At 66.3% G+C, this 25,017-nt stretch carries 25 protein-coding genes; 15 read left to right on the top strand and 10 right to left on the bottom strand.

From position 1 onward, the window contains the following. Positions 1-445: 445 nt before the first annotated feature. A complete protein-coding gene (locus tag Y900_RS12755; protein ID WP_081845091.1) occupies positions 446-1,360 on the bottom strand; it encodes an SDR family NAD(P)-dependent oxidoreductase in 915 nt (304 codons plus the stop codon). A 427-nt stretch (positions 1,361-1,787) separates the two neighbouring features. On the opposite strand from Y900_RS12755, the gene Y900_RS12750 reads away from it, so the two are divergent. Next, positions 1,788-2,393 (top strand): TetR/AcrR family transcriptional regulator, encoded by a 606-nt coding sequence (locus Y900_RS12750; RefSeq protein WP_036342186.1) that lies wholly within the window; start codon positions 1,788-1,790, stop codon positions 2,391-2,393. Positions 2,394-2,438: 45 nt separating this feature from the next. Here Y900_RS12750 and Y900_RS33900 read toward each other — a convergent pair whose 3' ends face one another. Next, a complete protein-coding gene (locus Y900_RS33900; RefSeq protein ID WP_237752551.1) occupies positions 2,439-2,855 on the bottom strand; it encodes a hypothetical protein in 417 nt (138 codons plus the stop codon). A gap of 286 nt (positions 2,856-3,141) precedes the next feature. Then, positions 3,142-3,501 carry a hypothetical protein gene (locus Y900_RS12740; protein WP_036346610.1) on the bottom strand — a complete coding sequence of 120 codons (360 nt, stop codon included), beginning with the start codon at positions 3,499-3,501 and terminating at the stop codon, positions 3,142-3,144. 137 nt (positions 3,502-3,638) lie between these two features. On the opposite strand from Y900_RS12740, the gene Y900_RS12735 reads away from it, so the two are divergent. The 3 genes from Y900_RS12735 to Y900_RS12725 all read left to right on the top strand — a co-directional run bounded on the left by Y900_RS12735 (position 3,639) and on the right by Y900_RS12725 (position 6,925). Continuing rightward, a complete protein-coding gene (locus Y900_RS12735; protein ID WP_036342182.1) occupies positions 3,639-5,249 on the top strand; it encodes an arylsulfatase in 1,611 nt (536 codons plus the stop codon). A 51-nt stretch (positions 5,250-5,300) separates the two neighbouring features. Then, positions 5,301-5,741 carry a pyridoxamine 5'-phosphate oxidase family protein gene (locus tag Y900_RS12730; RefSeq protein ID WP_131536162.1) on the top strand — a complete coding sequence of 147 codons (441 nt, stop codon included), beginning with the start codon at positions 5,301-5,303 and terminating at the stop codon, positions 5,739-5,741. Between the two features lie 134 nt (positions 5,742-5,875). Beyond that, a complete protein-coding gene (locus Y900_RS12725; protein WP_036342180.1) occupies positions 5,876-6,925 on the top strand; it encodes a VldE C-terminal domain-containing protein in 1,050 nt (349 codons plus the stop codon). Positions 6,926-6,962: 37 nt separating this feature from the next. On the opposite strand, the gene Y900_RS12720 is transcribed toward Y900_RS12725, so the two are convergent. Beyond that, positions 6,963-7,931, bottom strand: a complete 969-nt coding sequence (locus Y900_RS12720; RefSeq protein ID WP_036342178.1) for an amidohydrolase family protein — start codon at positions 7,929-7,931, stop codon at positions 6,963-6,965. Between the two features lie 131 nt (positions 7,932-8,062). On the opposite strand from Y900_RS12720, the gene Y900_RS12715 reads away from it, so the two are divergent. The 3 genes from Y900_RS12715 (at position 8,063) to Y900_RS30250 (ending at position 10,353) form a co-directional block, all read left to right on the top strand. Beyond that, positions 8,063-8,374, top strand: coding sequence for a hypothetical protein (locus Y900_RS12715; RefSeq protein ID WP_036342175.1), 312 nt, complete (start codon positions 8,063-8,065; stop codon positions 8,372-8,374). A gap of 52 nt (positions 8,375-8,426) precedes the next feature. Then, entirely contained in the window at positions 8,427-9,302 is an 876-nt protein-coding gene (locus Y900_RS12710; protein ID WP_036342173.1) for a universal stress protein, read from the top strand. A 115-nt stretch (positions 9,303-9,417) separates the two neighbouring features. After that, positions 9,418-10,353, top strand: a complete 936-nt coding sequence (locus Y900_RS30250; RefSeq protein ID WP_192827507.1) for a coiled-coil domain-containing protein — start codon at positions 9,418-9,420, stop codon at positions 10,351-10,353. Between the two features lie 15 nt (positions 10,354-10,368). Here Y900_RS30250 and Y900_RS12700 read toward each other — a convergent pair whose 3' ends face one another. The 3 genes from Y900_RS12700 to Y900_RS30245 are packed head-to-tail and all read right to left on the bottom strand — an operon-like array spanning position 10,369 to position 11,956. Continuing rightward, on the bottom strand, positions 10,369-10,959 hold the full coding sequence (locus Y900_RS12700) for a CIA30 family protein (protein WP_051660379.1): 591 nt from the start codon (positions 10,957-10,959) through the stop codon (positions 10,369-10,371). Continuing rightward, positions 10,959-11,387: a DUF4174 domain-containing protein gene (locus Y900_RS12695; protein WP_051660037.1), complete on the bottom strand. Its 429-nt coding sequence runs from the start codon at positions 11,385-11,387 to the stop codon at positions 10,959-10,961. The genes Y900_RS12700 and Y900_RS12695 overlap by 1 nt, the downstream gene beginning before the upstream one ends. Next, on the bottom strand, positions 11,384-11,956 hold the full coding sequence (locus Y900_RS30245) for a TetR/AcrR family transcriptional regulator (RefSeq protein ID WP_081845090.1): 573 nt from the start codon (positions 11,954-11,956) through the stop codon (positions 11,384-11,386). The genes Y900_RS12695 and Y900_RS30245 overlap by 4 nt, the downstream gene beginning before the upstream one ends. Before the next feature lie 109 nt (positions 11,957-12,065). Between Y900_RS30245 and Y900_RS12685 the strand changes: the two genes are divergently transcribed. From Y900_RS12685 to Y900_RS12660, 6 genes are read left to right on the top strand one after another with little or no spacing between them, the layout of a single operon-like run. Further along, on the top strand, positions 12,066-12,998 hold the full coding sequence (locus Y900_RS12685; RefSeq protein WP_051660035.1) for an MBL fold metallo-hydrolase: 933 nt from the start codon (positions 12,066-12,068) through the stop codon (positions 12,996-12,998). A gap of 20 nt (positions 12,999-13,018) precedes the next feature. Then, on the top strand, positions 13,019-13,954 hold the full coding sequence (locus Y900_RS12680) for an alpha/beta fold hydrolase (RefSeq protein WP_036342171.1): 936 nt from the start codon (positions 13,019-13,021) through the stop codon (positions 13,952-13,954). Beyond that, positions 13,951-14,670 carry a DUF3159 domain-containing protein gene (locus tag Y900_RS12675; RefSeq protein ID WP_051660034.1) on the top strand — a complete coding sequence of 240 codons (720 nt, stop codon included), beginning with the start codon at positions 13,951-13,953 and terminating at the stop codon, positions 14,668-14,670. Before Y900_RS12680 ends, Y900_RS12675 begins: the two co-directional genes overlap by 4 nt. Positions 14,671-14,694: 24 nt before the next feature. Then, entirely contained in the window at positions 14,695-15,906 is a 1,212-nt protein-coding gene (locus Y900_RS12670; RefSeq protein WP_036342170.1) for a lycopene cyclase family protein, read from the top strand. Between the two features lie 44 nt (positions 15,907-15,950). Next, positions 15,951-17,339: an oxygenase MpaB family protein gene (locus Y900_RS12665; RefSeq protein WP_036342168.1), complete on the top strand. Its 1,389-nt coding sequence runs from the start codon at positions 15,951-15,953 to the stop codon at positions 17,337-17,339. A 35-nt stretch (positions 17,340-17,374) separates the two neighbouring features. After that, positions 17,375-18,322, top strand: a complete 948-nt coding sequence (locus Y900_RS12660) for an alpha/beta fold hydrolase (protein ID WP_051660033.1) — start codon at positions 17,375-17,377, stop codon at positions 18,320-18,322. Here the strand turns inward: Y900_RS12660 and Y900_RS12655 are convergent. Next, positions 18,319-20,460 (bottom strand): DNA gyrase subunit A, encoded by a 2,142-nt coding sequence (locus Y900_RS12655; protein ID WP_036342167.1) that lies wholly within the window; start codon positions 20,458-20,460, stop codon positions 18,319-18,321. The genes Y900_RS12660 and Y900_RS12655 overlap by 4 nt on opposite strands. A 9-nt stretch (positions 20,461-20,469) precedes the next feature. Beyond that, the gene (locus tag Y900_RS12650; RefSeq protein ID WP_036342165.1) at positions 20,470-22,503 is read right to left on the bottom strand and encodes a toprim domain-containing protein; all 2,034 of its coding nucleotides are present in this window, start codon (positions 22,501-22,503) and stop codon (positions 20,470-20,472) included. Positions 22,504-22,694: 191 nt separating this feature from the next. Here Y900_RS12650 and Y900_RS12645 point away from each other — a divergent pair, with 191 nt between their 5' ends. Both Y900_RS12645 and Y900_RS12640 read left to right on the top strand, forming a co-directional pair. Further along, positions 22,695-23,132, top strand: coding sequence for a MarR family winged helix-turn-helix transcriptional regulator (locus Y900_RS12645; RefSeq protein WP_036342164.1), 438 nt, complete (start codon positions 22,695-22,697; stop codon positions 23,130-23,132). 122 nt (positions 23,133-23,254) lie between these two features. Beyond that, the gene (locus Y900_RS12640) at positions 23,255-23,602 is read left to right on the top strand and encodes a DoxX family protein (RefSeq protein WP_237752686.1); all 348 of its coding nucleotides are present in this window, start codon (positions 23,255-23,257) and stop codon (positions 23,600-23,602) included. Between the two features lie 15 nt (positions 23,603-23,617). Here Y900_RS12640 and Y900_RS12635 read toward each other — a convergent pair whose 3' ends face one another. Beyond that, positions 23,618-24,889: an NAD(P)/FAD-dependent oxidoreductase gene (locus Y900_RS12635; protein WP_237752550.1), complete on the bottom strand. Its 1,272-nt coding sequence runs from the start codon at positions 24,887-24,889 to the stop codon at positions 23,618-23,620. Positions 24,890-25,017 lie beyond the last annotated feature (128 nt).

Here is a 25,017-nt window from a genome sequence, read left to right as displayed (position 1 = left end):
CTGGACGTCGCCGAGGCTCGTCCCGGCGACGCCGCGGTCGTACATCAGCTGCGCTGCTGCCACGACGTTTCGCTCCCGCGTGGCCCGCCCCTTGGCAGTCAGTCGGTGCGCTTCGGTGACCGAATGGTTGGCTGTCATCGCTTCTGGCCAGGTCGGCGAGATCCGTCGCTGTGGGGTCCGCTGACCTGATCCCCCTCTCCGATTCCTCTGATTCCCGTCGGGCGCGCACCAGCCGGAAAGACCACGCCTGGTCGGGCGGGCTGATGGTGAGCTGGCAGCTACACCGCTACACCGCTACACCGCTACACCGCTACACCGCTACACCGCGGCGTAGCGGCCAGCTCAGCGTCGACGTCCTACAAGCGCGCGCACGATCACCATCTGCTGCTGACGCACTCGTTCGGCCGCGGTGACCCGCTACTCGACACGCTGTGATGCGCGGTCATCACCGACGTTCCTGTTGGTTGTCGCGGTGGACACGCAGGGTGCGTTCGGTCTGCAGGTAGACCTGCTCCTGCAGGTGCTCGGTGCGGGACTTCTTGGAGGACTTCTTTTGCTTCGATGGCGTGTGGTAGCCGCCGGTGACGGTAGCCAGGGCGGGATCGGTCATGATCCGGATGACCCCGGCGGAGCCCTTGCTGGCGTGGCCGTAGAACGGTGAGCCCAGCTTCATCATCAGCCCGAAGACCCCGCCGGCCTTGGCGCCGAACCCGCTGTTCACACTGCCGGGGCTGACCGCGTTGACGGTGATCCCCAGCCCGTCGAGCCGGCGCGCCATCGCATAGACCCACAACAGGTTGGTCAACTTGGCGTTGAAGTAGGCCTGAGTCTGGGAGTACTTGCCCGGGAAGGACCAGTCGGTTTCGACGTTCCCGCGCCCTTCGATCAACGCGGTCATGCTCACGACCCGCGACGGTCGTCCCAAGGACTCCGCACCCGCGTGCAACGAATCCAGGAGCGCGTCGGTCAGTGCGGCTACCGCGACGTGGTTGATGGCCATCGTCATCTCGATGCCATCAGGGGACAACCGCCGCTCGTTGTACCCGGCGCCGGCGTTGTTGACCAGACCATGGATGCCCTGGGGGGCGGCGGCGCGGGCGGCCTCTGCGAGCGCTCGCGCGCCTGCGATCGAGCTCAAATCGGCGGCGACCGGGACGAACGTGCCCGCACCATTGCCGTCGACGACGAGGCTCTCAACGCTGACGCGCGCCGCCTCCGGGGTACGGGCATGGGTCAGGACGGTAGCTCCCTCGTCACCGAGAAGGCGGGCGGTCTCGTACCCGATGCCACCCTTGGTGGTGCCGGTGACCAAGACGGTTTGGCCTCGCAAACGGCCGCTCGGGGAAGGGTTCTTGCTCATGGACAACTCCTCATCTTGAGAATCGCGGTGTGAATATTGGGACTGTTGCGCCTGGATGCGTTGCGGGGCAGGATGTTTCGCCTCCAGGTGGCTCTAAGGCGTAGCTGTTGATGGAACAGATCGTGGCGCTGTGTCGCGGCCGCCCCGTCCAGACTTTGGATTGCTCATTCCACAACCTTGACCCAGGAAATCTGGAATGTCAATTCCAAAAAATGGGCCCGCGAGCAATGGTCGAACGATCGACCGACCCGCCGAGAACGCGCCTGCACGCACGAGCCTTATTGTCTTTGAACAGCTATTACCGACGCTCGACGGCGCCTAGCTGGCGTACGTCGTCTGTTGCCAGGCGGCAACTCGTCTGGATTGGTCATTCCAGGAAACCGCAGCCAATCTGGAATGTCAACACCAAAACCGCTATCCTCGACCAATGATCACGCGCAAGGGTCAGGCGACCCGCGACCGCATCGTGGTCGCCGCCGCCGGATTGATGTATCAGCGGGGTGTGGCGGGCACCAGTGCCGAAGACATCCAGGCCGCTGCCGGCGTCAGCGCATCGCAGATCTACCACTACTTCAAGGACAAGCACTCCCTCACGTGCGCGGTGATCAAACATTGGAGCGACACGCTCGTCGGGTTTCACGAACCCCTGCTCGCGCGCCTCGACGACATCGACGCGTTGCGCAGCTGGGCCGAGGTCATCGTGGAAACGGCGCGGGCCAACGACTTTCGGGGTGGCTGCCCGCTGGGTTCGTTGGCCAGCGAGCTGTCCGATCGTGACGAGGCCGCTCGAGACGACGTCGTGGTCGGCTATCGACGGTGGCGGGGCGCCATCCGTGACGGCCTGTTCGCGATGAGGGCCCGCGGCGCGCTCGACGATGGCGCCGACGTCGACCGCTTGGCCCTGGCGTTGCTGACGGCCCTGCAGGGCGGGCTCCTGGTATCCAAGGCCTTGCGCGACGCCGAGCCGCTGTGGACCGCACTGAACACCACGATCGATCACATCGCTTCCTTCGCCACGGCGCAGGCCGCCTGATGCAACACCGCACGGATCTCCGCGAACCGGTGCCGTGCTCCGTAGTCAGTTGCGGTTGCTGTAGACCCGGTCGGGCCGGATGAGGACCGCTGTCCGGCGCTGTTGGGCCATCGTCTGGTCGTAGTCGTCCCAGTCGTCGTGTTCGCCGCCGGCCTGCAGGCCATGTACGACCGGGGCGAGTTGCGCCGCACCGCGGACCCCAACCGCCTGGCGACCGTGCTGTTGGCCGCGGTCGAAGGCGGGATGCTGCTCGCGCAGGTCCGCCGCGACCCCGCCCCGTTGGCAACCGCACTCGACGACGTCCTCGACCGCATCGCGGACCTCAGGCCCCGGCGCGCGTCGGCCCGTCGATAGCCCGGCCGCGCCGCCCTGCCCTCGGCCCAATTGCCGCGCTGACCACCCGACGGCCGCGGCCGGCCCGGCGCCCCGGGCTCGACGGCGGGATGGCTGTGTTCGCAACACTGCCCCCATCGCAGCTCTGGGTGTTCCGGCCACCGATCTCCTGCAGATCCTGCGGAGAGGTCTAGCGGAGCGAGCCGCATGTCGAGCGACCCGGTCGTCGTCCTATGACAATCGGCCGTCCTTACCGACGTGCGCGCCAGCTCGCCTCATGTCGGTCTGGCGGGGACGTCGGTTATCGGTCGTCCGGTAGTGCCGGGTTCCAAAACGATGACCGGTGTGCGGCGGCCCGGACTTCGAAGATCCGGTTTGAGGGAAATCTGATGTGCCAGTGGGCGATTCAGCCCGGCTACGCCTCGCCCAAACTCGGCCGGTAATCAGCCGCCTCGGCCTCGGCGGCAAGCAATGCGCCCAGCTCACCCTCCTGCTGGGCAACAAACACGCCGATAACCTGCCGGCACACCTCAGGCACGCTCACCCCACGCAGGCCCGCAATACGTGTCAGCCCGGTCAGCATTGACGTCGACACGTGAAACTGCACAGTGAACTGACCGCACGAACCATCCTCAGGCGGCAACCCCGGACCCACGACCACAGGTTCATCCACCCCGTACTCGTCCACCTGGGCACCCCGAGCTCGCTCAACAGCTCCACCACCACCACCGCCGGCGGCCGGATCCGGGAACTCCTCATGGCTGAACAAACCCATTCCGCCCACGCTAGACCTCGCAGAATCCCCAGCCCGCCAACCAAGCGACGGCGTTCGCGAGAGACCTAGGTGGCGGCGCGGGTGAAATAACACTTTAACGGCGGGTCTGGTGGTGGGCCGTGACAGGATGCTTCAGCGTGACTCGTCCCAATTTTCTGGTCATCGTGGCCGATGACCTCGGATTCTCCGATATCGGCGCGTTCGGCGGTGAGATCAATACCCCGAACCTGGATCGACTGGCCCACCGGGGCGTCAGGCTCACCGATTTCCATTCCGCTCCGGCGTGTTCGCCGACGCGGGCGATGCTGCTGACCGGAGCCGATCACCACGTCGCCGGAATCGGCACGATGCTCGAGATGGCCGCCCCTGAGTTCCGCGGCGCCCCCGGCTACGAGGGGTATCTGAACGACCGGGTCGTGGCGCTGCCCGAACTGCTTCGCGACGCCGGTTACCTGACGCTCATGTCGGGCAAGTGGCATCTGGGCGACACGATCGACAGGTCGCCGTGGGCAAGGGGATTCGACCGCTCCTTCGCCCTGTTGCCGGCCGGTGCCAGCCACTACGGCACCCGCGGGGGTGGCCGGCCTTCTCCGGTGCCGACGATGTTCACCGAGGACGATCAGTTCGTCACCGTAGGCGAGGACTTCTACTCGTCAGATGCGTACACCGACACGCTGCTGCGGTATCTCCGTGAACGTCCCGAGAACGCCGAGGATCAACCCTTCTTCGCCTACCTGCCCTTCCAGGCGCCGCATTGGCCGTTGCACGCGCCACAGGAAACCATCGCCGCCTACCACGGCCGCTATGACGCGGGACCGGACGCACTGCGCGAGGAGCGGCTCGCGGCGCTCACCCGGCTGGGTCTGTGCCCACCCGACGTCGAGCCGCACCCGGTGGTCGCCGACGGCGCCCCGGAGTGGGCGGACATGACCGACGAGGAGCGCGCCGTCTCCGCCCGCAACATGGAGGTGTACGCCGCCATGGTGGACCGGATGGACTGGAACATCGGCCGGGTGATCGACTATCTCGACGGCACCGGCGAGTTGGACAACACGGTCGTGATCTTTCTGTCCGACAACGGCGCAGAGGGGACGATCGTCGAGGCCATGCCGATGCGCGGCCCCGAGATCGAAGCGTTCGTCGCCAAGCACTGTGACAACAGCGTGGACAACCTCGGTGCTCCCACCTCCTGGGCCTGGTATGGCCCGCGCTGGGCCCAGGCCGCCACCGCGCCGTCGCGGCTGCACAAGGCGTTCACCACCGAGGGCGGTATCCGGGTGGTGGGCTTCGTCACCTGGCCGGGCTTTGCTCGCCAGCGTGAGATCGGCACGGCCTTCACCACGGTGATGGACATTGCACCGACTGTGCTGGAGCTCGCCGGCGCCGCGCATCCGGGTACCGAGTACCGGGGCAGGGAGGTGGAGCCGATGCGCGGCCGATCGATGGTGCCCTACCTGTCCGGACAGGCAGATGTGGTGCACGATGCCGACACCGGCACGGGGTGGGAGTTGTTCGGCCGCCGCGCGATTCGGCAGGGCGATTGGAAGGCGCTTCATCTGCCCGAGCCCTATGGCTCTGGCACCTGGCAGCTCTATGACCTCTCGAGCGATCCCGGCGAGGTGCATGATCAGGCTGCATCCCGGCCCGACAAGCTGGCCGACCTGATCGAACTGTGGGACCGCTACGTCGAAGACAACGGCGTGATCATCGGACCCGTGTCGTTGTTCGAGGTCGACGTGGAGCCGTAGCGACCATTGGGCAGTCGAGTTGAGGAATCTGAAGGCGCTTAGCCTGTGCTGATGCCACGCAAACTCACTGACGAAGAAGTTGAGGCGTACCTGGATAGCCGGCCGGGCTGGGCGATCCTGACGACCATCGAAAAAGACGGTTTCCCGCACTCGGTGCCTCTCGGATACTTCCGCCTCGGCCGCGACGTCATCCTCGGTGTGCGAGACCGCACCCGCAAAGTGGCCAACATCGAAAGCAATCCGAACGTGAGCATCCTGCTCGAAGACGGCTCCACGATGGCAGATATCCGCGGTGTGATGCTCCAAGGCCACGCCCGTATCGTTCGCGAACCAGGGGAGGCACTCGAGCTCGCCAGGGAAGGGGCTCGGGCTCGGGGCGTGGCAGAGTCCGACTGGCCCACCGAACCGAGACCGGGCGCCGCCTATATCCGTGTGACACCGGTTCGGACAGTCTCCTGGGACTACGGAAATTCAACGTCGGACCACGGTTAGTACGCCAACGCCAAACCGGCGCTGTGCCGTGTCGCTACTCGGCTAGACAACGTTCTGCGCGGTTCGTAGCCTTGCCCGGGACACCGACACCCGGGCCGGGACCGTTCCATGACCGAAGGACCGTGACAATCCGCATGACCGGGGTTCGCCACTGCTTTCGCCGGACGGTATGCGGCGCCGGGTCGGTGTTGCTTGTGGTCGCCGCACCGCTGGGTGCAGTGCACGCGGCGCCCGCCGACGATGCGCTGGGCAGGCTGAACGAGTTGTCTGAACAGGCGGTGCGCAGCCGCGAAGCTGTCACCGCCGCTCAGCGCGACGCCGACGCCGCGCAGGCCCAGCAGGCCGCGGCGGAGGATCGCCGACGCGCCGACATGGCCGCGCTGGAGGCTGCGAACAATCAACTGGCGCCCTATCAGGCCGCGGTCGACCGTCTTGCGGCGATGATCTACATGGGCGGTGGCGAAAGCCAGATGGCGGCGGTACTGAGCGCGTCGTCGCCGCAACGTCTCATCGACAAGTTGGCGCTGCAGCAGGTGGTGAACGCCACGACCGCTGATCAGATGAGGGGATATCGAGATACGCGCGAGTGTGCTGCTGCTGTCGCCCGCGCCTCAGATCGATCAGCCGCGGACGCGCGGGCTGCGGCCGAGCGGGCTGCCACTATCCGAGCCGACCTGCAAGCCACGTGGCAGGAACTGCTGCGTCAGATCGCCGCCGCCGAAGCCCAGTACGCAGCCTTGACTCCCCAGCAGCAAGCGGTGGTCGACAACGCCGGCCTGCCTCCCGGCGACCTGGCTCCGCCACCGGCAGCTGCCATCCCGGACGATCCCGGTGCATTGCCCGTTGGTGTCGCCAATGAGGTTGGCCTGCAACCCAACACGGTCCTGGCCGCGCGGACGATCAGCGCGCAGTTCCCCCAGATCGCCACCATCGACGGTGTGCGGCCGGACTCGAAGCCGTGGCATCCGCGCGGTCTGGCGATCGACATCATGATTCCCAATCCGGGCAGCCCGGAGGGCATCGCGCTCGGCGACCAGATCCGCGCGTACGCGCTGGCCAACGCAGGCCGCTTCGGATTGCAGGACGTGATCTGGCGGGATGTCTACTCCACGCCGGCCGGGCCTCAAGCGACGGGTTACGGACACTTTGACCACGTGCACATCACCACCACTCCGCGCGGCTGACTCGTCGACCAACCGATCGGCGGGAAGGCCAGGCCGCTCAGACAGCAAGGATGTCACCGAGAACGCGCTGCGCGTTCTCGGACGTCACTCGCCGCCAGTCGATGCTCCGGTCTGCGTCCAGCGCGGCGACCTGCTTGGCGACACCGAACGCTGGTGTCCAGCAGAAGTCGCTCCCGTAGAGGATGCGTTCGGTGCCGACCACATCCGACACGACTGACGCCTGGGTGGGCATCGGATACCCGGCGAGGTCGAACCATAAGCGGCGCAACTGGGTTTCGGTCGTCAGGGGTCCGGGTGGCCCTCCGTCGGGCATCGGCCACAGGCTGCGGAACTGCTCGATACGCGCCGCCAGAAGCGGAAGGGCGGCCCCGCAATGCGGGATCAAGAACTTGATGTCGGGGTACCGGCCGACCACGTTCGCGAAGATCAAATCGGTTACGGTGCGGGTGGTTTCGAACATGAACTCGATCATGGGCCGGGGCCGACCGAGTGCAACGGTCTCGGCGTGTGGCGGTGACGTCGGGTGGACGAACACAATGGACTGCCGCGCGTTCAGGTATACCCACAGCGGATCGAGCGCCGCATCACCGAGGTACTGTCCGCGGTGGTTGCTCAGGAGAACCACGCCGGCCGCTGCGTGACGGTCGATCGCGCGCTGTGCTTCGACGACCGCCGCGTCGACGTCGGGCAGCGGAAGGGAAGCGAAGAACGAGAAGCGCCCTGGGTGGGCGGCAACGGTCGTGACGGCGAAGTCGTTGACGTGCCGGGCCAGCGCCGACGCGTCGGAGGGATCCGCGAAGGACACTCCAGGCGTGGACATCGACAGGACCGCGTGCCGAATCCGGTTGTGCTGCATCAGCTCGAGCTGTGCCTCGATACTCCAGGACGGCCACATGGGCATGCCGTCAGGTTGCACGATCCCCGCGGAGACCGCCGCGCTGACGTATTCCTCGGTGAGGAAGTGGGCGTGGACGTCGACCAATTCGGAGCTGTTCGAATTGGCCACTCGCTCTCCTCGGGCTCGGGGCTCGCACGGCAGGTCGGTCCGCCGCACACCAAAATCTACCGGCGTCGCACCACGCACGGCCCTCTACGAGAGTGGTAACGCCCGGCGCACCGGGCAGCGATAATGACGGCATGGTAAAGAAAATTGCTGTTGTTCTGCTCAGCGCGGCCGCTTTGTCGGCGATCCCCGCAGCGATTGCCCCGGTGTCCCAGGCCGACGTGTGCGGCGACGTCGGTGGTCGGCACGTCACCGTCGGCGGGTGCACACCGGGTATCGCGGGCGATGCCGTGGACGCGGCTGTCGCCGGTGATTGGGTTCGGTACGGCTTGCCCCAGACCTACGCGTTCTCGCTGGTCCCGGCCTTCCCCGGCGAACAGCCCTGCATCTCTCCCAACGGGCTGCCGTATTACACCCCTGGCGACGCTCCCTGCTGGGTGGGCTAGCTCCCGCTTGGGAGTGTCCTTTCCGTCCGAGCGGGTCCCCTAGTCTCGGAGCGTGACCTCCGCTGCTCAAGAACAGTCCGTCGTTGTCGGCATTGATGGATCGGACGCCTCCCTCGGTGCGGCCCGGTGGGCCGCGGAATTCGCCATCGCCCATGCACTCCCGCTGACGTTGCTGCACGCGGTCCCGCGGCTCGAATGGCATTTCGCCGGCGCAGAAGCACCCACCGAGCCGGGGGGCAACGGTGATGAGGTTCTCGCAGCGGCGGAAGCGGACCTGCGGTCGGCGCAACCCGATCTGGTGATTCGCACGGCGACGGTCAAGTCCGCGGTCGCGACGGCCCTGGCAGACGCCTCGCGCGAGGCCCGGCTGCTCGTGGTGGGCAGCGGTGCGGCGGACCACCGAGTGCTGGGCGGCCATGCTGTGCGGACCGTTCATCGGGCTCCGTGTCCGGTGGTGGTCTGGCGGGCACCCGTCGCCAAGCGGAGCGGCAAACCGTTGCCGGTCGTAGTCGGTATCGACGACTCGGAGGCGTCCGGCCGGGCGCTCGCGGAAGCCTTCGACATCGCCCGCGCATTGCATGCACAGCTGACGGTGGTGCACATGTGGGAGCTCGACGCGGCGGTCGGAATGGGCGATCTCGGCGGCGCGGGGAACATGGACTGGCAGTTGTTGGATGTGCTGGAGACCCAGCAGCGCCGGCGGATGGACGAGCTGGTGCAACCGCTGGCCAGGAAGTATCCCGACGCCCACGTCGTCAAGGTTTTTCAGGACGTCAGCCCGGCGAAAGGGCTCACCGATCTGTCGCGGCAGGCTCAGCTGGTGGTCGTCGGCAGCCACGGCCGCGGACGGCTGGCCGGATCGGTCCTCGGCTCGGTCGGCCAGAACCTGATTCATCACGCCGAGTGCCCAGTTCTCGTGGTCCGCTAGTTCGGCACGGTTGGACAACCTCCGCGCCGTTTCGTAACCTTCTCCGGACCTGAGCCACACGGGTCGGCAATTCGACGAAGACGACGTCGCTTGGCAGTCAAAAGGATGCGCAGTCGTGAAGTTTCACCGGCCTTTCGCACCGAGAACGGGTCCGACCAGGGCAGCAGGAGCGATCGCCACTGCCCTCTGCGTGGCGTCGGCCGGATCGGCGTTCGCCGTGCCGGAATCAGACGAGCTGGCCAGGCTGAACGAGCTGACCAAACAGGCGCAGCAGTTGATCGAAACAGCTCAATCCGTCCAGCAAGACCTCGAGAAGAAGTTGCAGCTGCGGAGCGCCGCGGAGCAGAAGCACACCGACGACGTAGCCGTGCTCGAATCCACCCAGGCGCAGCTGGCTGACTATCAGGGGACCGTCGACAGAGCCGCGGCTGCCATCTATTCCGGCGGGCGCACCGACAGCGTGACGGCGTTCTTCGTCGCCGCGTCGCCGCAGCGCCTGATCGACGAACTGGCCTTCCAGCGGACGATCACCGACCAGATGACGGGGCAGCTACAGAAGGTCCGCGACGCCCAGCGACAGGCAGAGGCTGCCGCGGCAGCCTCTGCCGAATCCGCGGCCACCGCCAACGCGGCCGCCGACGCCGCCGCCACGCTGCGAGCCGATCTGGATCGCAAGCAGTCGGAAGTCGAGGGCCAGGTCAGATTGGTGCGGGCAACCTATTACGCGCTGCCGGCCGCTCAGCAAGCGTTACTGGGCCCCGGCGGCGCGATCCCCACCGTCGGGATGAGTGGCCTGACCCCCAACGCACGAACCCTTGCGGCGTACATCATCGCGACCTTCCCGGGCGTGCAGTCCATCGGCGGCGTGCGTGCAGACTCGCTTCCCGATCATCCGAGTGGCCACGCCATCGACATCATGATCGGCTCCGATATGACGCTCGGCGATGCGATCAACGCCGACGTCCAAAGCCAGGCGCAACGCTTCGGAGTGTCCTACACGATGTGGCGGGTGGCCAACCACTTCAACCACGTCCACGTCACGGTGTCCTGAGTTCGACCGACGCTCTTACCCCGCCGCGTCTATCCCTGTGATGGTGATGGCGAACGGGCCCTGCTGTTCGTCGAGAATGTAGACCGACACCTGACTGATGCTCGACGGGTCCAGAGTCGAAGGGGCCTGCGGCGCCGGGTCCAGACGCATCCCCACCGGCTGGAAAGCTCCAACGGGAAGCTCATAAGTCCGTTGGACGCCTGCTTGGGTGGGGAAACGCTGGATGTAGGACCACGGCTGTCCCGCAGCGCCCACCCTCAACACGTAGGTCTTACCGTCACCCACCGCTCGCAGGCGGATCGACGTAGCGCCCGTGGCTCGTCGCCCGATATCGGGGTCTTCCGGACTGCGGGCCGAGGCGAAACCGCCGTTGTTCTCCAGCGAGATGGTCCCCGAAAACACAAGGCCCCCATCGGCGTACGCGACTTTCGACGTGGAACGACCCCCCATGACCGGGTCGTTGACCGTCGTCCAGCGGGCAACGTCGGCGGCGTCGAGGGAAACCAGCGGGACCTCAGCTCCGGCGAGGCGATCGACGCTTCCACAGGACACCAGCAGAAGTGCCGAAAGTGCTGCCATGGTGTCGGCCATACCCTGTCGAATCATCAACACCGCCTTGGATTGGCGCGACTCTCGTTGCCGCGCAGCGGAATACCATCGATCACGGCGTAGATATGCTGGAGGTCGGGGACCCCGGTGACGCGCAGTTTCTCGCCGCCGTCTTTGCCGATCAACACCACCGTGAAGGCCGCCGCATCGACCTCGAACTGCGTCCGCAGCCGCTTCGACTGCTCGGCGTCGACGGGTTGGCCATCCAGCGCGCTGCTGCCGGTGGCCAGCACCTGCCCGAGCATCACGTCGCGGGAGGCGAAGTCGCAACGACTGGCCTCGGTCCGGCTCAACGTCTCCGCGAGCCGCGGGTCGCTCAGCGTGGGCGCGAACACCAGCAGGGGACGACGTTCCCAGCGATAGTCGCCGAGCTCGTCATCGCCGCAGCGGTCGCGGAGTGATCGCAACCCTGCCGCCACGATCATTGCACGCCGGCGATCCGGCGAAATGCTCGCAGCAAAACCGCTCTAAGTTCGTGCTGCGGGTGATCTCCGAGCGCCGAGAGTGCGGGACCCACCGACGTCGCTGAATACACAGCGAACCGCTGGTCAAGGCTTGGATCGGGTCCATAGGTGACCTCGATGAGCGTATCGAGCATGCCGGGTCCACCGACCGCGGTGCGCATGGCTTCACGGAATGCGGCCTGCTGCGCCATTATTCGCGCGAACTCACGGCGTGAGAGAAACAGGTCCGCCAGCCCGGCCACCAGTATCTCTGTGCGTTCCGGCCCGAGCGGGTGGGCACGGGCACGATCCAGGAGTGCGGACAGGGCAGTCCGTGCCGGCTCAGCCAGGTCCTTGAGGATCTCCTGCTTACCGCGGTAGTGGTAGAACACTGCGGGCTTGGTCAGTCCCATCTCGTTGGCGATGTCCTGCAACGACGTTGCCTCATAGCCCTTTTCGGCGAACAGTGTCAACGCCACACTGACGATACGAGCCCGTGTCTGGCGGACGCGCTCGGCGCGGGTCTGAGGCTCAGGATCGTGCGGGACCACGTGCTCACTTTACGGCTGTTAGACGGATCACATGTTCATCGTCGGCTGGACATTTCATTTAACGGCCGTAAAGTGAAGTTCCGCGACCGCTCGATCGAAAGGTGAACCGATGCCCGAGGAAGCCGACGGCGTGTATGCCGCCCAGACCGCACCGCACGGCAACCAGGAGTTTCGGTGGATCACGCTGGGAACAATGAGCGGTCCGCTTCCGAGCGCTGTACGGCACCAGCCGGCGAACGTGCTCTATGACGGGATGGAGCCGATCGTGGTTGATTGCGGGGACGGCGCGGTCGATCAGCTTGCCAGAGCCGGAATTTCACTTCCGGCCGTGCACACCGTGATTCTGAGCCACCTGCACATCGACCACACCGCAGGGCTGTACGGACTCCTGGGGCGCCGGCTGCAGGCGCAGATCCCGGGACCGCTGAACATTTACGGTCCGCCGGGCACCCTACGCATCGCCAATGCGATCCGGTCATCGTTCGATTTCGCGTCCGGGCTGATGTCACAGGTCCCGGGTTTCATCCGGCAGTCTGACGCCGACATAACCGTCGTTGAGATCACGGACGGCTCCAGGTTCACCGTGGGCCGAATCGATGTGACGGCGACAATCAACACGCACTACGGCTATCCGGAGGGCAGCCCGGAAGCATCGCGCTACCAGTCGCTTTCGCTGCGCTTCGATACCCCGACACGCAGTATCGTCTATACGGGTGATACCGGCCCGAGTGAGAAGGTCGAGCGACTGGCTCTAGGGGTGGATCTGCTGGTTAGCGAGATCACCGACCCCGATCAGGTCGTCGGACAGATCTCGCGCTCCCTGCCGTTTCCCTCGGAGGTGCTGGCTGCGATCAAACGACGCTTTGAGCGTGAACACCTGACCGCCGAGGAGGTGGGCCTATTGGCGAGCCGCGCAGATGTCAAATCAGTTGTCATTACCCATAATCCGCTCACGCCGGAGAACATGGCCAGGGCCCGCATCGCTATCGGCTCGCACTTCACCGGCGCTGTGGCGTTCGCCGCCGACCTGGACATCTACTAGTCACGAAGGGCAGCGCACCAATGACGTCGAGATATCTGGAAGCCCAGGACCACCCGGAAATATTTGTGCCGCATCACTATCCAGAGCAGATCGCTGATCTCGGCGAGGTCAAGATGAACTACGCGACCGCGGGTGACGCGCACAATCCGGCCATCCTCTTGATCCCCGGCCAGACCGAGTCATGGTGGGGCTACGAACAAGCCATGAAGCTGCTGTCGCCGCGATTCCAGGTCTACGCCGTCGACTTGCGCGGGCAAGGACGGTCCACCTGGACGCCCGGCCGTTACAGTCTGGACTTGTTCGGATCCGACCTCGTTCGATTCATCGATCGAGTGATCGGCCGCCCCGTGGTGGTCAGCGGACTGTCGTCGGGTGGCGTCATCGCAGCATGGCTGTCTGCCTACGCAGCGCCCGGGCAGATCCGCGCAGCCGTCTACGAAGACGCGCCGCTGTTCTCCTCTGAGGTCAACCCTGCAGTGGGACAGTCCATTCGGCAAGCTGTCGGACCGCTTTTCGATCTGCTCTACAAGTGGCTGGGGGCGCAGTGGAGCATTGCCGATGTCGACGGCATGCGGAAAGCGCAGAAAGCGGAACTGCCCGCATGGATGCCGGCACACGACGGGGTGCCCCAAAACCTGCGCGAGTACGACCCGGAGTGGGGACACGCATTTTCCACCGGGACGGTGGCCCGGAACTGCGACCACGAAACCATGCTCGCCCGCGTGAAGGTGCCGGTGTTGTTCACCCATCACTTCCGCGTGCAAGATCCGGCGACCGGGCATCTCATCGGCGCCATCTCCGACCAGCAGGTACAACATGTGCAGCGCCTCGTGGAGCAGGCCGGAAACTCCTTCACCTATCAGAGTTTCCCCCAGATGCCGCATTCGATGCACGGTCACGACCCACAGATCTACGTCGACACCGTGACCACCTGGCTGGAGACCCTGCCATCGTGAGACGACGATCGACGACGGCCAAACGGCGTCGGAGCACATCGATTCGCGACCGCCTCCACGGCGTACGGGCGGAGTTCGCAGCGGTCATCACGTCGCCCACATCGAAGCTGATCGACCTCGCGGGCGGCTGGCACGGCCTCGTTGATGCGCTCGTACCGCACACCCTTTTCCTCGTCATCTACTTGGCGACACGGCAGATCGGCCCCGCCGTTTGTGTGGCGGTGGCGCTCGCCGTGGTCATGGCGGTGATACGACTGCTCAGTCGACAGCCGCTGCGGACTGCGGTGGCCGGCGCGGCGTTGATCGGGGTGTCCGCCCTGGTGGTCGTCAGCACCGGTGACGGGACCGACTTCTATCTCCTGGACATCGCCCGTACGTCGGTGATGAGCGTCATCTTGGTCGCCTCGTTGGTGGTACGCCGCCCGCTCGTCGGAGTGCTTGTCGGGCCGGTGATTGGGGACGCACGGTGGTACTCCGATAGCGTTCAACGTCGGGCCTACGACCTGTGCACTGTCATCTGGGCCGCCGCCGTCGTTGTGCGCTGCGCCGTCAAGATCCCCTTCTACCTCGACGACAACGTGGCAGCGCTGGGCATCGCCAGCATGGTGATGGGCGTGCCCTTGCTGGTGGTGACAACGTACCTGCAGCTACGGATTCTGCGCGCCATGTATTCGCGGCGGGTGACGGCTCGGTCAACGCTTGATACGGCGCCATAGGGGTTCGTTCCCAAGGGGGGCACGATGGAGCTCGTGGACGTCTTGGTAGTCGGGGCGGGGCCTGCCGGCATGGCGCTGGCAGCGGCGTGCAGTCAACGCGGACTGGCGGTCGGCCTGCTGGATCCGAACCCGGGGCGGCGGTGGGTGGCCACTTACGGCATGTGGAGCCCAGAACTGCCCGCCGACCTGCCTGCCTCCACGATCGCCGCGCGGGCCGCGGGACGGGCCATTGCGCTCACCGAACATCGTCTGGGTTGGGAATACGTGGTCCTCGACGTTGACGCGCTGCGCTCTCACCTCGTCGGTCAAAGTGTGGACGTGACGGTCCACACCGGACGTGCTGTCGGATCTCCGACGCGCGGCTCGGTGGCGTTGGCCGACGGCTCGACCCTGCGAGCTTCGGTCGTCGTGGATGCCACCGGCCGTTCGCGCCCATTGGATCCCAACCAGTCGCACCGCGTATCCGCCGAGCAAACGGCCTATGGCGTGATCCTCGACGAAACATCGGTGACACCGCTGGTCGACCCGGGCGAAGCATTGTTCATGGACTGGCGGGCCGGGCACGGCGAGTCAGGGTGGCCGACGTTCCTCTACGCGGTACCGCTGGGCGGCGGGAGGGTGCTGGTGGAAGAGACGTCACTGGCGCGCCGGCCCGGATTGCCACTGGCGACCTTGCGTCGCCGGCTCCATGCCCGGCTGGCTCACCACGGCATCTCAGCGCCGAAAGAGGCACGGACGGAGAAGGTTTCATTCCCCGTCGACCAAGCCCGACATTCGGGATCTGGCGTGCTCGGGTTCGGCGCCGCCGCACCGTTGATACATCCGGCAAGCGGATTCAGTGTCGCAGCCGCGCTTCACCTGGCTCCGCGGGTGGCGTGCGCGTTCGCAGAGCATCTTCCCGCGGACCCGGATCGCGCGTTGGCGGCGGCCAAGGCGACGGTCTGGCCCACCGCCGCGAAGGTGATCCACCGCGTTAGGCGCATCGGACTGGAGGCCCTGCTACGGATGCCCGCCGCCGAGGTCCCCGGATTTTTCGAACAATTTTTCTCGTTGCCGGACGCGCACCAGTGGGCTTACCTCACCGGCCGCGACGACGTTGGCGGCACCATTGCGGCGATGGCGAGCCTGTTTCGTGAATCGAACTGGCGACTGCGCCGCCGTCTTGTTCTGCCTGCACTCATGCGTGCGCTGCACACCAACGATGAGCTCCCATCCGCACCTACCCGCGCCAACTGACAACGGGCGTTGCCAGAACGTCCCGCCCGCGATAACGTCGCCTCATGACGGTGACTGGTGAACGTCCGGAGATCCTCCTCTCCGACGTCGACTTCAATCGGCGTGACCATCCGGACCGGCCGCTGCGTCCCATCCCGCCGGGCCGCGATCACTACGCTGACCAGTGGCGATTCATGCGCGAATTCATCTTCGGCGGGTGGATCGATATCGACAGGGAGGTCCAACCCAGTGACCTCACCCGCCTGCGAGACGACTATTTCTGGCAGCGCGACGAGCTCATGATCGGTGCTGTCGAGGCCTTCGAGCGCCTCGGCCATCAGCAGGGCCGGGCGCTCTTCGAACAAGCGCTGACCCAGGGCATCGACACGCTCGAGGACCCGCCGCAGGAATTCGTCGATCTCTTCGACCACCTGGATCAGCTGCCTGCCCAGTTCGATCTCGTCGCGGCCGAGCGGGGCCGGATGCTGGCGATGTCGAGCACGTGGGCCGCCACAACGATCATTCGCGGGTGGGCTTTTTACGAGACCGCGATGACCGGCGACATCTCGGCGGCGACCGGAGCCACCGGGCGATTCGCAGACGACGGCCCGCGCCGATTCATCGAGACCGCACGGGTTTTCGCCGAGTTCACGCTGCCTGACATCTTCGATCGGCATTCGGATGCGTTCCAGGACGTGGTGCGGGTGCGGTTGATGCACGCTCTGGCCAGCCGCGGGCTACGACGCAAGTGGGGCGACGACGTCTATCTCAAGTTCGGCGAACCGATCCCAGTCACGTCCTTGCTCGGGTTCGGCAGCGGCATGCTGCTCGGACGTCTCGTCGACCATGCCTTCGGTCGCAAGCTGACCCCGCAACAACTCGAGGATCTCGCCGAATACTCGTCGTTCTCCGGGCGGTTGTGGGGCGCCCCTGAAGCGCTGCACTCCCCGAACGGCATCGAGCTGATCAAATCGCTGAATTACGTCCTGGCCCGAGGCGGCAACCCGTCTCCGTGGCGTGCCCAACTGGTCGACGCCATCGCGGGTCCGGTGCACCTGACGACCCTGACGGACGCGCTTCCCGGCGTGGTCAAGAAGGTGGTGGCCCGGCACGTCAACCAGATCACCGCAAGCGTGGCCCTGGCACCGGCAGGAGTCGTGTTCGGCTACAAGCAGATCGAGGCGATGGTCGCGGGCACGCTCTTCGAGCCGCTGGGCTACAACTTCGAACGACGAGTGCGCATCTTCACCGACCTCACGCGCCTTAACGTCGGCATCGCGAGGGTCACCGACCTGCTGCCGTTCTCCAATCCCATCCGCGAGAGCAGGAAGAAGAGCGGGGCCGCCGCACGTGAGCGGATTGCCATGTTGAACAAGATCGCCCGCGGTAAGCACATTCCGCTGACCTTCAGCCACCACGACCGCTCGACAGCGGGCGAGGGATTCACCGGCTAGCTCACCGGCGTCACGCCGGTACTACGATCGAGGCGATGACTGAAGGAGTACCCCAACCAGCATCGGCGCAGGGGCAGGCCGGCGAGATCCCCCCGCTCGATGTCGTCGGCTCGGGCATCCTCCCCGAGGTCGATGTCCGGGTGCGCCGACGTTTTGGTCTACTCGAGCGGTTCGCGCCGTGGTTGGGATCACGCTGGGCGGTTGAATTATGGTGCACCCCACCGGTTCTCGAGTCAGCTCTTCGAATGCCGCCGGGTGTGCCCACCGGCAGGCCGGTGGAAGCGTTCTGGGATGGCCATCGGGTCGCGGGTGAGGAATGGGGCGAGGGGCCGCCGATATACCTCGTGCACGGGTGGGGCGGACAGCGCCCGCACCTGGCGATGTTCGTTAAACCGCTGGTGGGAGCCGGGCACCGGGTCGTCGCGTTCGACCTGCCCAGCCACAACGAATCCGATCCCGGTGAACTCGCTCCCGGGCGCACAACGGCCACCGAGTGTGCCGACGCGATCGCGGCCATGATCCAGACCCATGGGCCTGCCCACGCGGTTGTCGCTCACTCACTGGGCGCGAACGCGACGGCGTTGGCGGCGGCGCAGGGCGCACCGGTAGGGCGGCTGGTCTTTTTCGCGCCGATGGCAGATTTCCCGCTCTATCTCGACCTGTTCGCCGCACGCCACGGCTTCGGCCGCCGGATCCGCGCGGGACTACACCGTCGTCTGGAAAAACGAATCGCCATGCCGCTGCATGAGACCAACATGACACGAGTCGGCCGACGAGCCAACTACCCTCCGCTGCTTCTCATCCACGACCCCGACGACCCGGACAGCCCGTATGCCGCCACCGAGCGACTGGCCGCGTCCTGGCACGGTGCGCGACTACTGACCACCAAGGGTCTCGGCCGACTGGCTCATTACCGAGTCCTGCGTCACCGTCCGGCGATCAATGCCGGGGTGGAGTTCATCGGCGAAAGGGCGGACGGTTAGTCCGCCGGTGTCACGTCCGCTCCGGACCCCTTGATCGACGCCTTGGCGCGGGTCTCCGCGCGTACCGCTCGCTTGCCCCGCACGTACCCGGTCGCCGAGATCGACGCCGACAGCAGGATGTCCTCGCCCTTCACGAACGGATGGAAGCCGACGCCGGCTCCGCCTCGGCCCTTCACCGGGATATCGGCGACTTCGGTTACCTTCCAACTCTTTTCCGACGTCGACAGGATGGCTTCGCCGTTACCGCATGACACCGGCAATGCGGCAATGACCTCGTCACCGTCACCGGCAGAAAGCTTCACCCCGGCCACACCGTTGCCCGCGGCACCCTGCGGATTCACCGCGGCCGGGTCGATCCGCAGCACCTTTCCTCGCCGGGTCACCAGCGCCAGGTGGTAACCCAGCGGCAGAACTCCGGAGCACAGCAGCCCGGTGATGTCCGGTGCCACCGGAATGTCGCGGGTCTTGTAGGGCAGCCCGTTCCCAGTGGTGAACTTCACCCGCCCGTCGGTCCACACCGCCCAGCCGAGGCCGGAGGTGAGCAGCTCCCCGTGACTGTCGGAGAACACCCCGCGATCGTCCAACCGCCAGGCGGCGTTCATCTTTCGCTCGCGGGGCCCGTCGTCGTCGGCGCTCGATGTCACCGGGGTGGCCTCGGCGTCCAGGACGGTCCGGCGGTCGAACTCCGGTCCCTTGAACAGTTTCGCGGTCTCGACGAGTTCCTCATCGATGACCTTGCGGCGTGCGTCGGGATCGGACACCAGCTCGGTCAGTGCGGCGAACTCGGCGTCGAGCTTCTCTGCTTCGGCGCGCAGTTCGATGACGTCGAGCTTGGTGAGGCGGCGAAGCTGGAGGGCCAGAACGTAATCCGCCTGGACGGCATCGATCCCGAACCGCTCCTGTAGTCCCTGGCGTGCCTCGTCGACCGTGTCGGACCCGCGAATGACCGCGACGGCGGCGTCGATGTCCAGATGGATCGTCATCAGACCGGCCACCAGATGCCGGCGCGCGGTCACCTTCTCCAACCGATACTCGCTGCGATGCAGCACCACCGAGTCACGCAGATGCAGGAAGGCCGATATCAATTCGCGCACCGACCACCAGCGCGGCACCCGGTTCTCGTCGAGGGCGACCAGGCTGGCGGCGAACGTCGACTCCAACGGGGTCAGGGCCAGCAGCTGCTCGCGAATGTCTTCTGCACTGTGGCCGCGCTTGGCGGTGACGACGATGCGCAGCCCGTTGCGGCGGTCGGTCAGGTCCGACATGTCGGCCACGCCGGACATCTCGCCGGACTCGACCAGGGCCCGGATCCTCTCCTGCACAGTGTTACTCGCAACACCGGGGGGAAGTTCGGTGATGATGCAGTTCTTGCCGTCGACGCTCACCGTGCCGCGCACCGTGAACGCGCCCCGGCCGGTGGTGATGTACTCGCGCAGCCCGGCAGTGCCGACGACCGTCGCCCCGCATCCCCAGTCGGGTCCGGGGATGAGCTTGACCAACCTGTCGTCGGTCATGTTCGGCGTCTTCAACAACGCGCGGCAGGCGGCCATGATCTCGCGGGGATTGTGCGCGGGAACCTTGGTGGCCCACCCTTCCGCGATGCCGACGGCACCGTTGCACAGCAGCACCGGCCACTGGGCGGGCAGCATCGTCGGCTCGGTCCACTCGCCGTCGAACGTCGCCACCATCGGTACCGCGTGGTCGTCGAGCTCCGCGGTCAGCGCCGCTCCTGGCGCCGACAATCGCATTTCGGTATAGCGGTCGGCGGCGGGGATGTCACCCTGGATACGGGGAAATGCGCCTTGTCCGTCAATGACTTTCACGCGCTGGAACTCGGCAGCCATCAGCGCCGCGGCGCCGTACATCGACGCACCGCCATGGGGGTGCAGGTTTCCGGTGACCGCCGAGCAGACCTTCGAGGACTTCTGCGGCTTGTTGCCGGGCAGCAGCCTCGAGTCGTGCATCTGGTAGAGCAGGCGTCGCTGGCCCGGCTTCAGCCCGTCGAACGCCGACGGGATCGCACGGTCGCTGACGCTGTAGAGCGCGAACGTCAGCTGGTAGTGGTTCCAGTACTCGTCGGCGCTCTGGTCGAGCACCAGGTCGGCGTTCTGCTCTGGAATGTCCAGGGTGGCGGTCACGTGATACTCCTAGTCGAGGTCCAGCGCAGAGGTGTCGACACGGGCGGCCACATCGGCCATCCACGTACGCCGGCCCTCGGGCGGTCCGCCGAACAACGTGTGGTGCAGCTTCTTGTCGTCGTCATCGAGATGGACCCGAATCACTGTGCGCCGCACAGGATCCAGCACGGTGTTCCAGAAGTCGTCGGCGTCCATCTCACCGAGACCTTTGTTGCGCTGCACCTCTACCCGCTTCTTGGAGGTGTCCTTCAACTTCGCGACGGCGGCGTCGCGCTCGGATTCGTCCTGACAGTAGATCCGCTCGTCGCCGTTCTTGACCACGAACAGTGGCGGCAACGTCACGTAGACCATCCCGGCCTCGACGAGCGGGCGGTAGAAGTCCAGGAACATCGAGATCAGGCTCGAGTTGATGTTGCCGCCGTCGGGGTCGGCGTCGGAGGCGAACAGGATCCGGTCATAGCGGCATTGCTCGGGGTCGCAGTTGTCCCGAACCCCGCACCCCAGGATGCGTTCGATGGAATCGAACTCGTCCTTGGCCCGGGCTTTGCTCAGGGCGAACCCATAGACGTTGGGCGGCTTACCTTTCAATGGGAAGGCGGCCTGAAAAGTCGCGTCGCGCGCGGCTTTGATGGTGCCGAGCGCAGAGTCGCCCTCGCACAGGAACAGCTCCGCGCCGGAGCCGCGCCCGGTTTCCCTGCTGGGCAGCAGTTTCGGGGGTAGCGACAGATTCGTGCCCAGGCCCTTGGCTTTCGATGCCGCACGCGATCGGGCTTTGGCGCCTTCGGCGCTGCGCCGCGCCCTGGCGAATTCAAGCGCCAGCTTCGTCCACAACGACACCGCGTCGCCATTGGCCGGATTGGCCGCCCAGACGGTGACACTGCGCGCCACGTCCGGGGCCATCGCCAGGTTCAGCGATCGAGACGACACCGCTGTCTTGGCCTGGGAGTCCCATGACACGTCGGGGGCGCGGGTGTCGACGGCCAGTGCGGTGACTGCCGCGAAATCCTGTGGCTCCGGGCCTTCTTCGCCCTTGGCCAGGCCCAGGTCGCGGATCCGGGATGCGCGGTCGGCGAGCGCCTCGGACACGCCCTTCATCGCCGCCGTCAGGTGCGACCCACCACCCGGAGTGCGCACGGTGTTGCAGAACGCGGCCACCGTCGCCGGCTCGGCCGGGCCGGCCGTCAACGACCACCGGAACGGCGTCGCGCCACGGCTGGTGGTGTACTCGCCCCGACCCTCCACGACAGCCCGCACGGCGGGTGCCGGAGTGTCGGCAGCGGTGCACATGAGGTCTAGCAGTGTGTCCGTGCCCCAGGGACCGTCGAACGGCGCGAGCAGGGCAGATGGGATCTCGTCGCCGGGCCAGCCGTCGTCGACGACGACCAAGTGCACGCCGGGCGACATCCGCGCCGCCGCGTGGGCACGCAGCAGCACCTCGCCGATGTCGACGCGGGAATCCGGCACGACGGTCGAGTCGAACAGGATGCGCACTTCGGTGCCCTGAGCGTCGGGCTTCCGGTTGCCGGTGCCGCGCAGTTTCTGGGTGTCGGACCGGGTGAACGGCGCATCCGGGTCGAAGTCGGTGCCCTCGAACACTCCGGGATAACCCCTGCCGAAGCTCTGCAGGTAGGTCTTTCCGGCCCGGCGCACAGAGACATCGGTGCGCGCGGAGATGAAGACGGCTGCGGCCGCACCGATCCCGTTCAGGCCGGCTCCGGTGCTGGTGGCGTCGGTGTGCGCGGAGAATTTCCCACCGGCCCGCGCGGTGCCCAGCGTCTTGACGATGCCGTTCTTTCCGGTCGTCGGATCGGTGTCGACGGGCAACCCGCGCCCGTCGTCGGCAACACTGACCGATCCGTCGGCGTGCAGCGTGATGGTGACCTGGGACCCACCGTGGCTGGGATCAGCCACCTCTTCCACCGCGTTGTCGATCAGCTCCCGCAGGGCGGTGTTGAGAACGTCCAGACCGAGGTTGACCGCCGGCCGAAGGCGTGTGTGCTGGACATCGTCGAGCTCGGTGATGTCAGCGGCGGTGTAGCTCACGTCGGGCCCTTTCCCTTGAATGCATCGCCGGTGGAATCGTAAGCGGCCGGTACGACTTTCTCGGACAGCCGCAAGGGTGGCCGTGCTTACAGCACGGCATCAGGCCAGGTCACAGGTGTTGCAAAGATGGGCGCGTCGGCCATCCCGATGTGAGTTGTGCACAATTAAATGGTGTGCGATATGGTCACGGAATGCCTGGTCCGCGTCTCGATGAACAACTGTGCTTCGCGCTGTACTCGGCGTCGCGCGCGGTCACTGCCGCCTATCGCCCGATGCTGGATGAACTCGACCTGACCTATCCGCAGTATTTGGTGCTGCTGGTGCTCTGGGAAGAGGAGCCGTGCACGGTGAGCCATCTCGGTGACCGGCTCCATCTCGATTCGGGCACTTTGTCACCCCTGCTCAAACGCCTCGAATCGGCCGGCTTCGTGCGCCGGCAGCGCAGCACGACCGACGAGCGGCGCGTCGACATCACCCTGACAGACGAGGGACGTGCCCTGGAAGAGCGGGCGGCCTGCATTCCGGACCGGCTGTTGGGCTCCGGCGGTTCGGCCGCCGCGGATCTCGCGGCCCTGCGCGAAGCACTGCACCTGATCACCACGGAACTGCACGCCCGCACCGCCAACTGATTTCTCCGACCCGACTCCGACGAAAGGCTTGACCCGTGTCCCTAGCACCTCTGTCCGAACTGCCTCCACCCCCGCCGACCACCCGCGCGCGGACGATCGGCCGGCTCGTACTCGCGGGCGCGATGATCTTCGCCGGATTCAGCCACTTGTTCTGGGCCCGTGAGGAATTCCAGGCTCAGGTACCGCGGTGGGTGCCGATGGACGCCGACGGAGTCGTCATGGCATCTGGTGGCGTCGAGATCACGCTGGGTGTCGGGCTGGCTCTACTGAACCGGGACCGGGTGCTGGTGGGCAGGCTGCTGGCGGCGTTCTTCATCCTGATCTTCCCGGGCAACATCGCGCAGTACGTCAACCACGCGGACGGCTTCGGTCTCAACAGTGACACCAGTCGCTTCGTGAGGCTGCTGTTCCAACCAGTTCTCGTCGCGTGGGCGCTGTGGGCGACGGGAATCCCGCGCGCCAAGCGGTGACGTTCGGCGGCGGGGTCAGGTGTTGGCACCGCAGCGGCGCGCCATGATCGCTTCCGCGACTCTGCGCCCACTCACCAGCGCACCCTGGATTGACGCCGTGTCCCGATGGTCACCGCACAACCAGAGTCCGTCCGGACTGCGCACGGGTCGCCGAACCACCAGGGGTGCGGGCTGGGCGGGTAGCGCGTCCGGAATCTCGTGCCGGACAACCAATGTCCATCTCGATGCGTCCAGACCGAGTATGTCGGCAGCGTGCCTACGCAGTACTGCCTCGGGCGGTGTCGGGTGCTGCGGCCCGATGAGCGCCGATGCGGCGATGAGATGCCGGCCCGGCGGCGCGTAGGTGGGTGCTGCCGAGCTGATCACCGCGGTGTTGAGAACCGGTCCCGGCGGATGGGCCCGCCCGTCGACACTCAGCATCGCCGGACTGGGCGGCAGGTCATCCACGGCCCACCAATCGGTTACCACCCCCTTCGTCGCCGGTGGGGGTGCGCCCGTCAGAACGCTGCTCGCGAGGGCATCGGCCGCCACGACAACCTCACGGGCCCGCACAGTCCTGTTGCCGGCGGTGACCATCCAGTCGGATCCGGCACGTGAGATTCGAGTTACCTTGTGTTGCAGATGAATCCGATCCGCGATCGGCGTTGCGAGCAACTCGGGTAACGCCTGCATGCCACCCGCGGGCAGGCCCGGAACGCCGAGCGCGAACATCCGCGTCAGCAGCAGGGCGAAGGCGTTGGATGTCGAGCCGGAGTCGTCGAGGAGCACCCCCGCCAGGAAGCGGTCGAGCACGCGGCGGGCGATGCCGTCGACGCCGCGGTGATCAAGGGCGTCCCGAAGATTGCTGTCGTGGTGCGCGGCAGCCAGAAGCCTCGGACGCAGTGCGGGAGCAGCCCATCGAAGCAGGGCCGCCACCTGACGCGGCGACAGACCGCCACCCATCAGCATGCGCGGGACTTCGCGTGGCTGACGCAGCGGATGCACCCACTTCACGCGGTCGCGGTCGCGGCGGACGAGCACACCGGCGTCGAACGACTGCAGGCCCAGGTCGCGGATCGCGACCGCTCGTTGGAGCGCCGGATACGCGGGATTGAGTACTTGAAACCCGCGGTCGCAGCGGAACCCGTCGACGACGTCGGTGTGGATGCGGCCGCCCACCCGGTCCTCGGCCTCCCATACCGCCACCTCGTACCCGCGATCGACGAGTACGACCGCGCATCGCAACCCTGCGAGACCGGCACCGATCACCAGTACGTCGCAGTCGTCGATTCCGGGCTGCTCACTCACGGGTGTCTCCGGCCGTCCAGTCCTCCAACACATCACCAGTTTCCCAGCGGGGCGGCAATCTCGACGCAGACGTCAGCAATCGGTAATGGCTCTCGACATGGCACCGCCGCCGTTGCTGTGATTCGCTC

Origin of the sequence: Mycolicibacterium aromaticivorans JS19b1 = JCM 16368, from assembly GCF_000559085.1 — a bacterium.
GTDB classification, from domain to species: Bacteria; Actinomycetota; Actinomycetes; order Mycobacteriales; family Mycobacteriaceae; genus Mycobacterium; species Mycobacterium aromaticivorans.
This window is presented reverse-complemented; position numbering and strand designations above follow the sequence as displayed.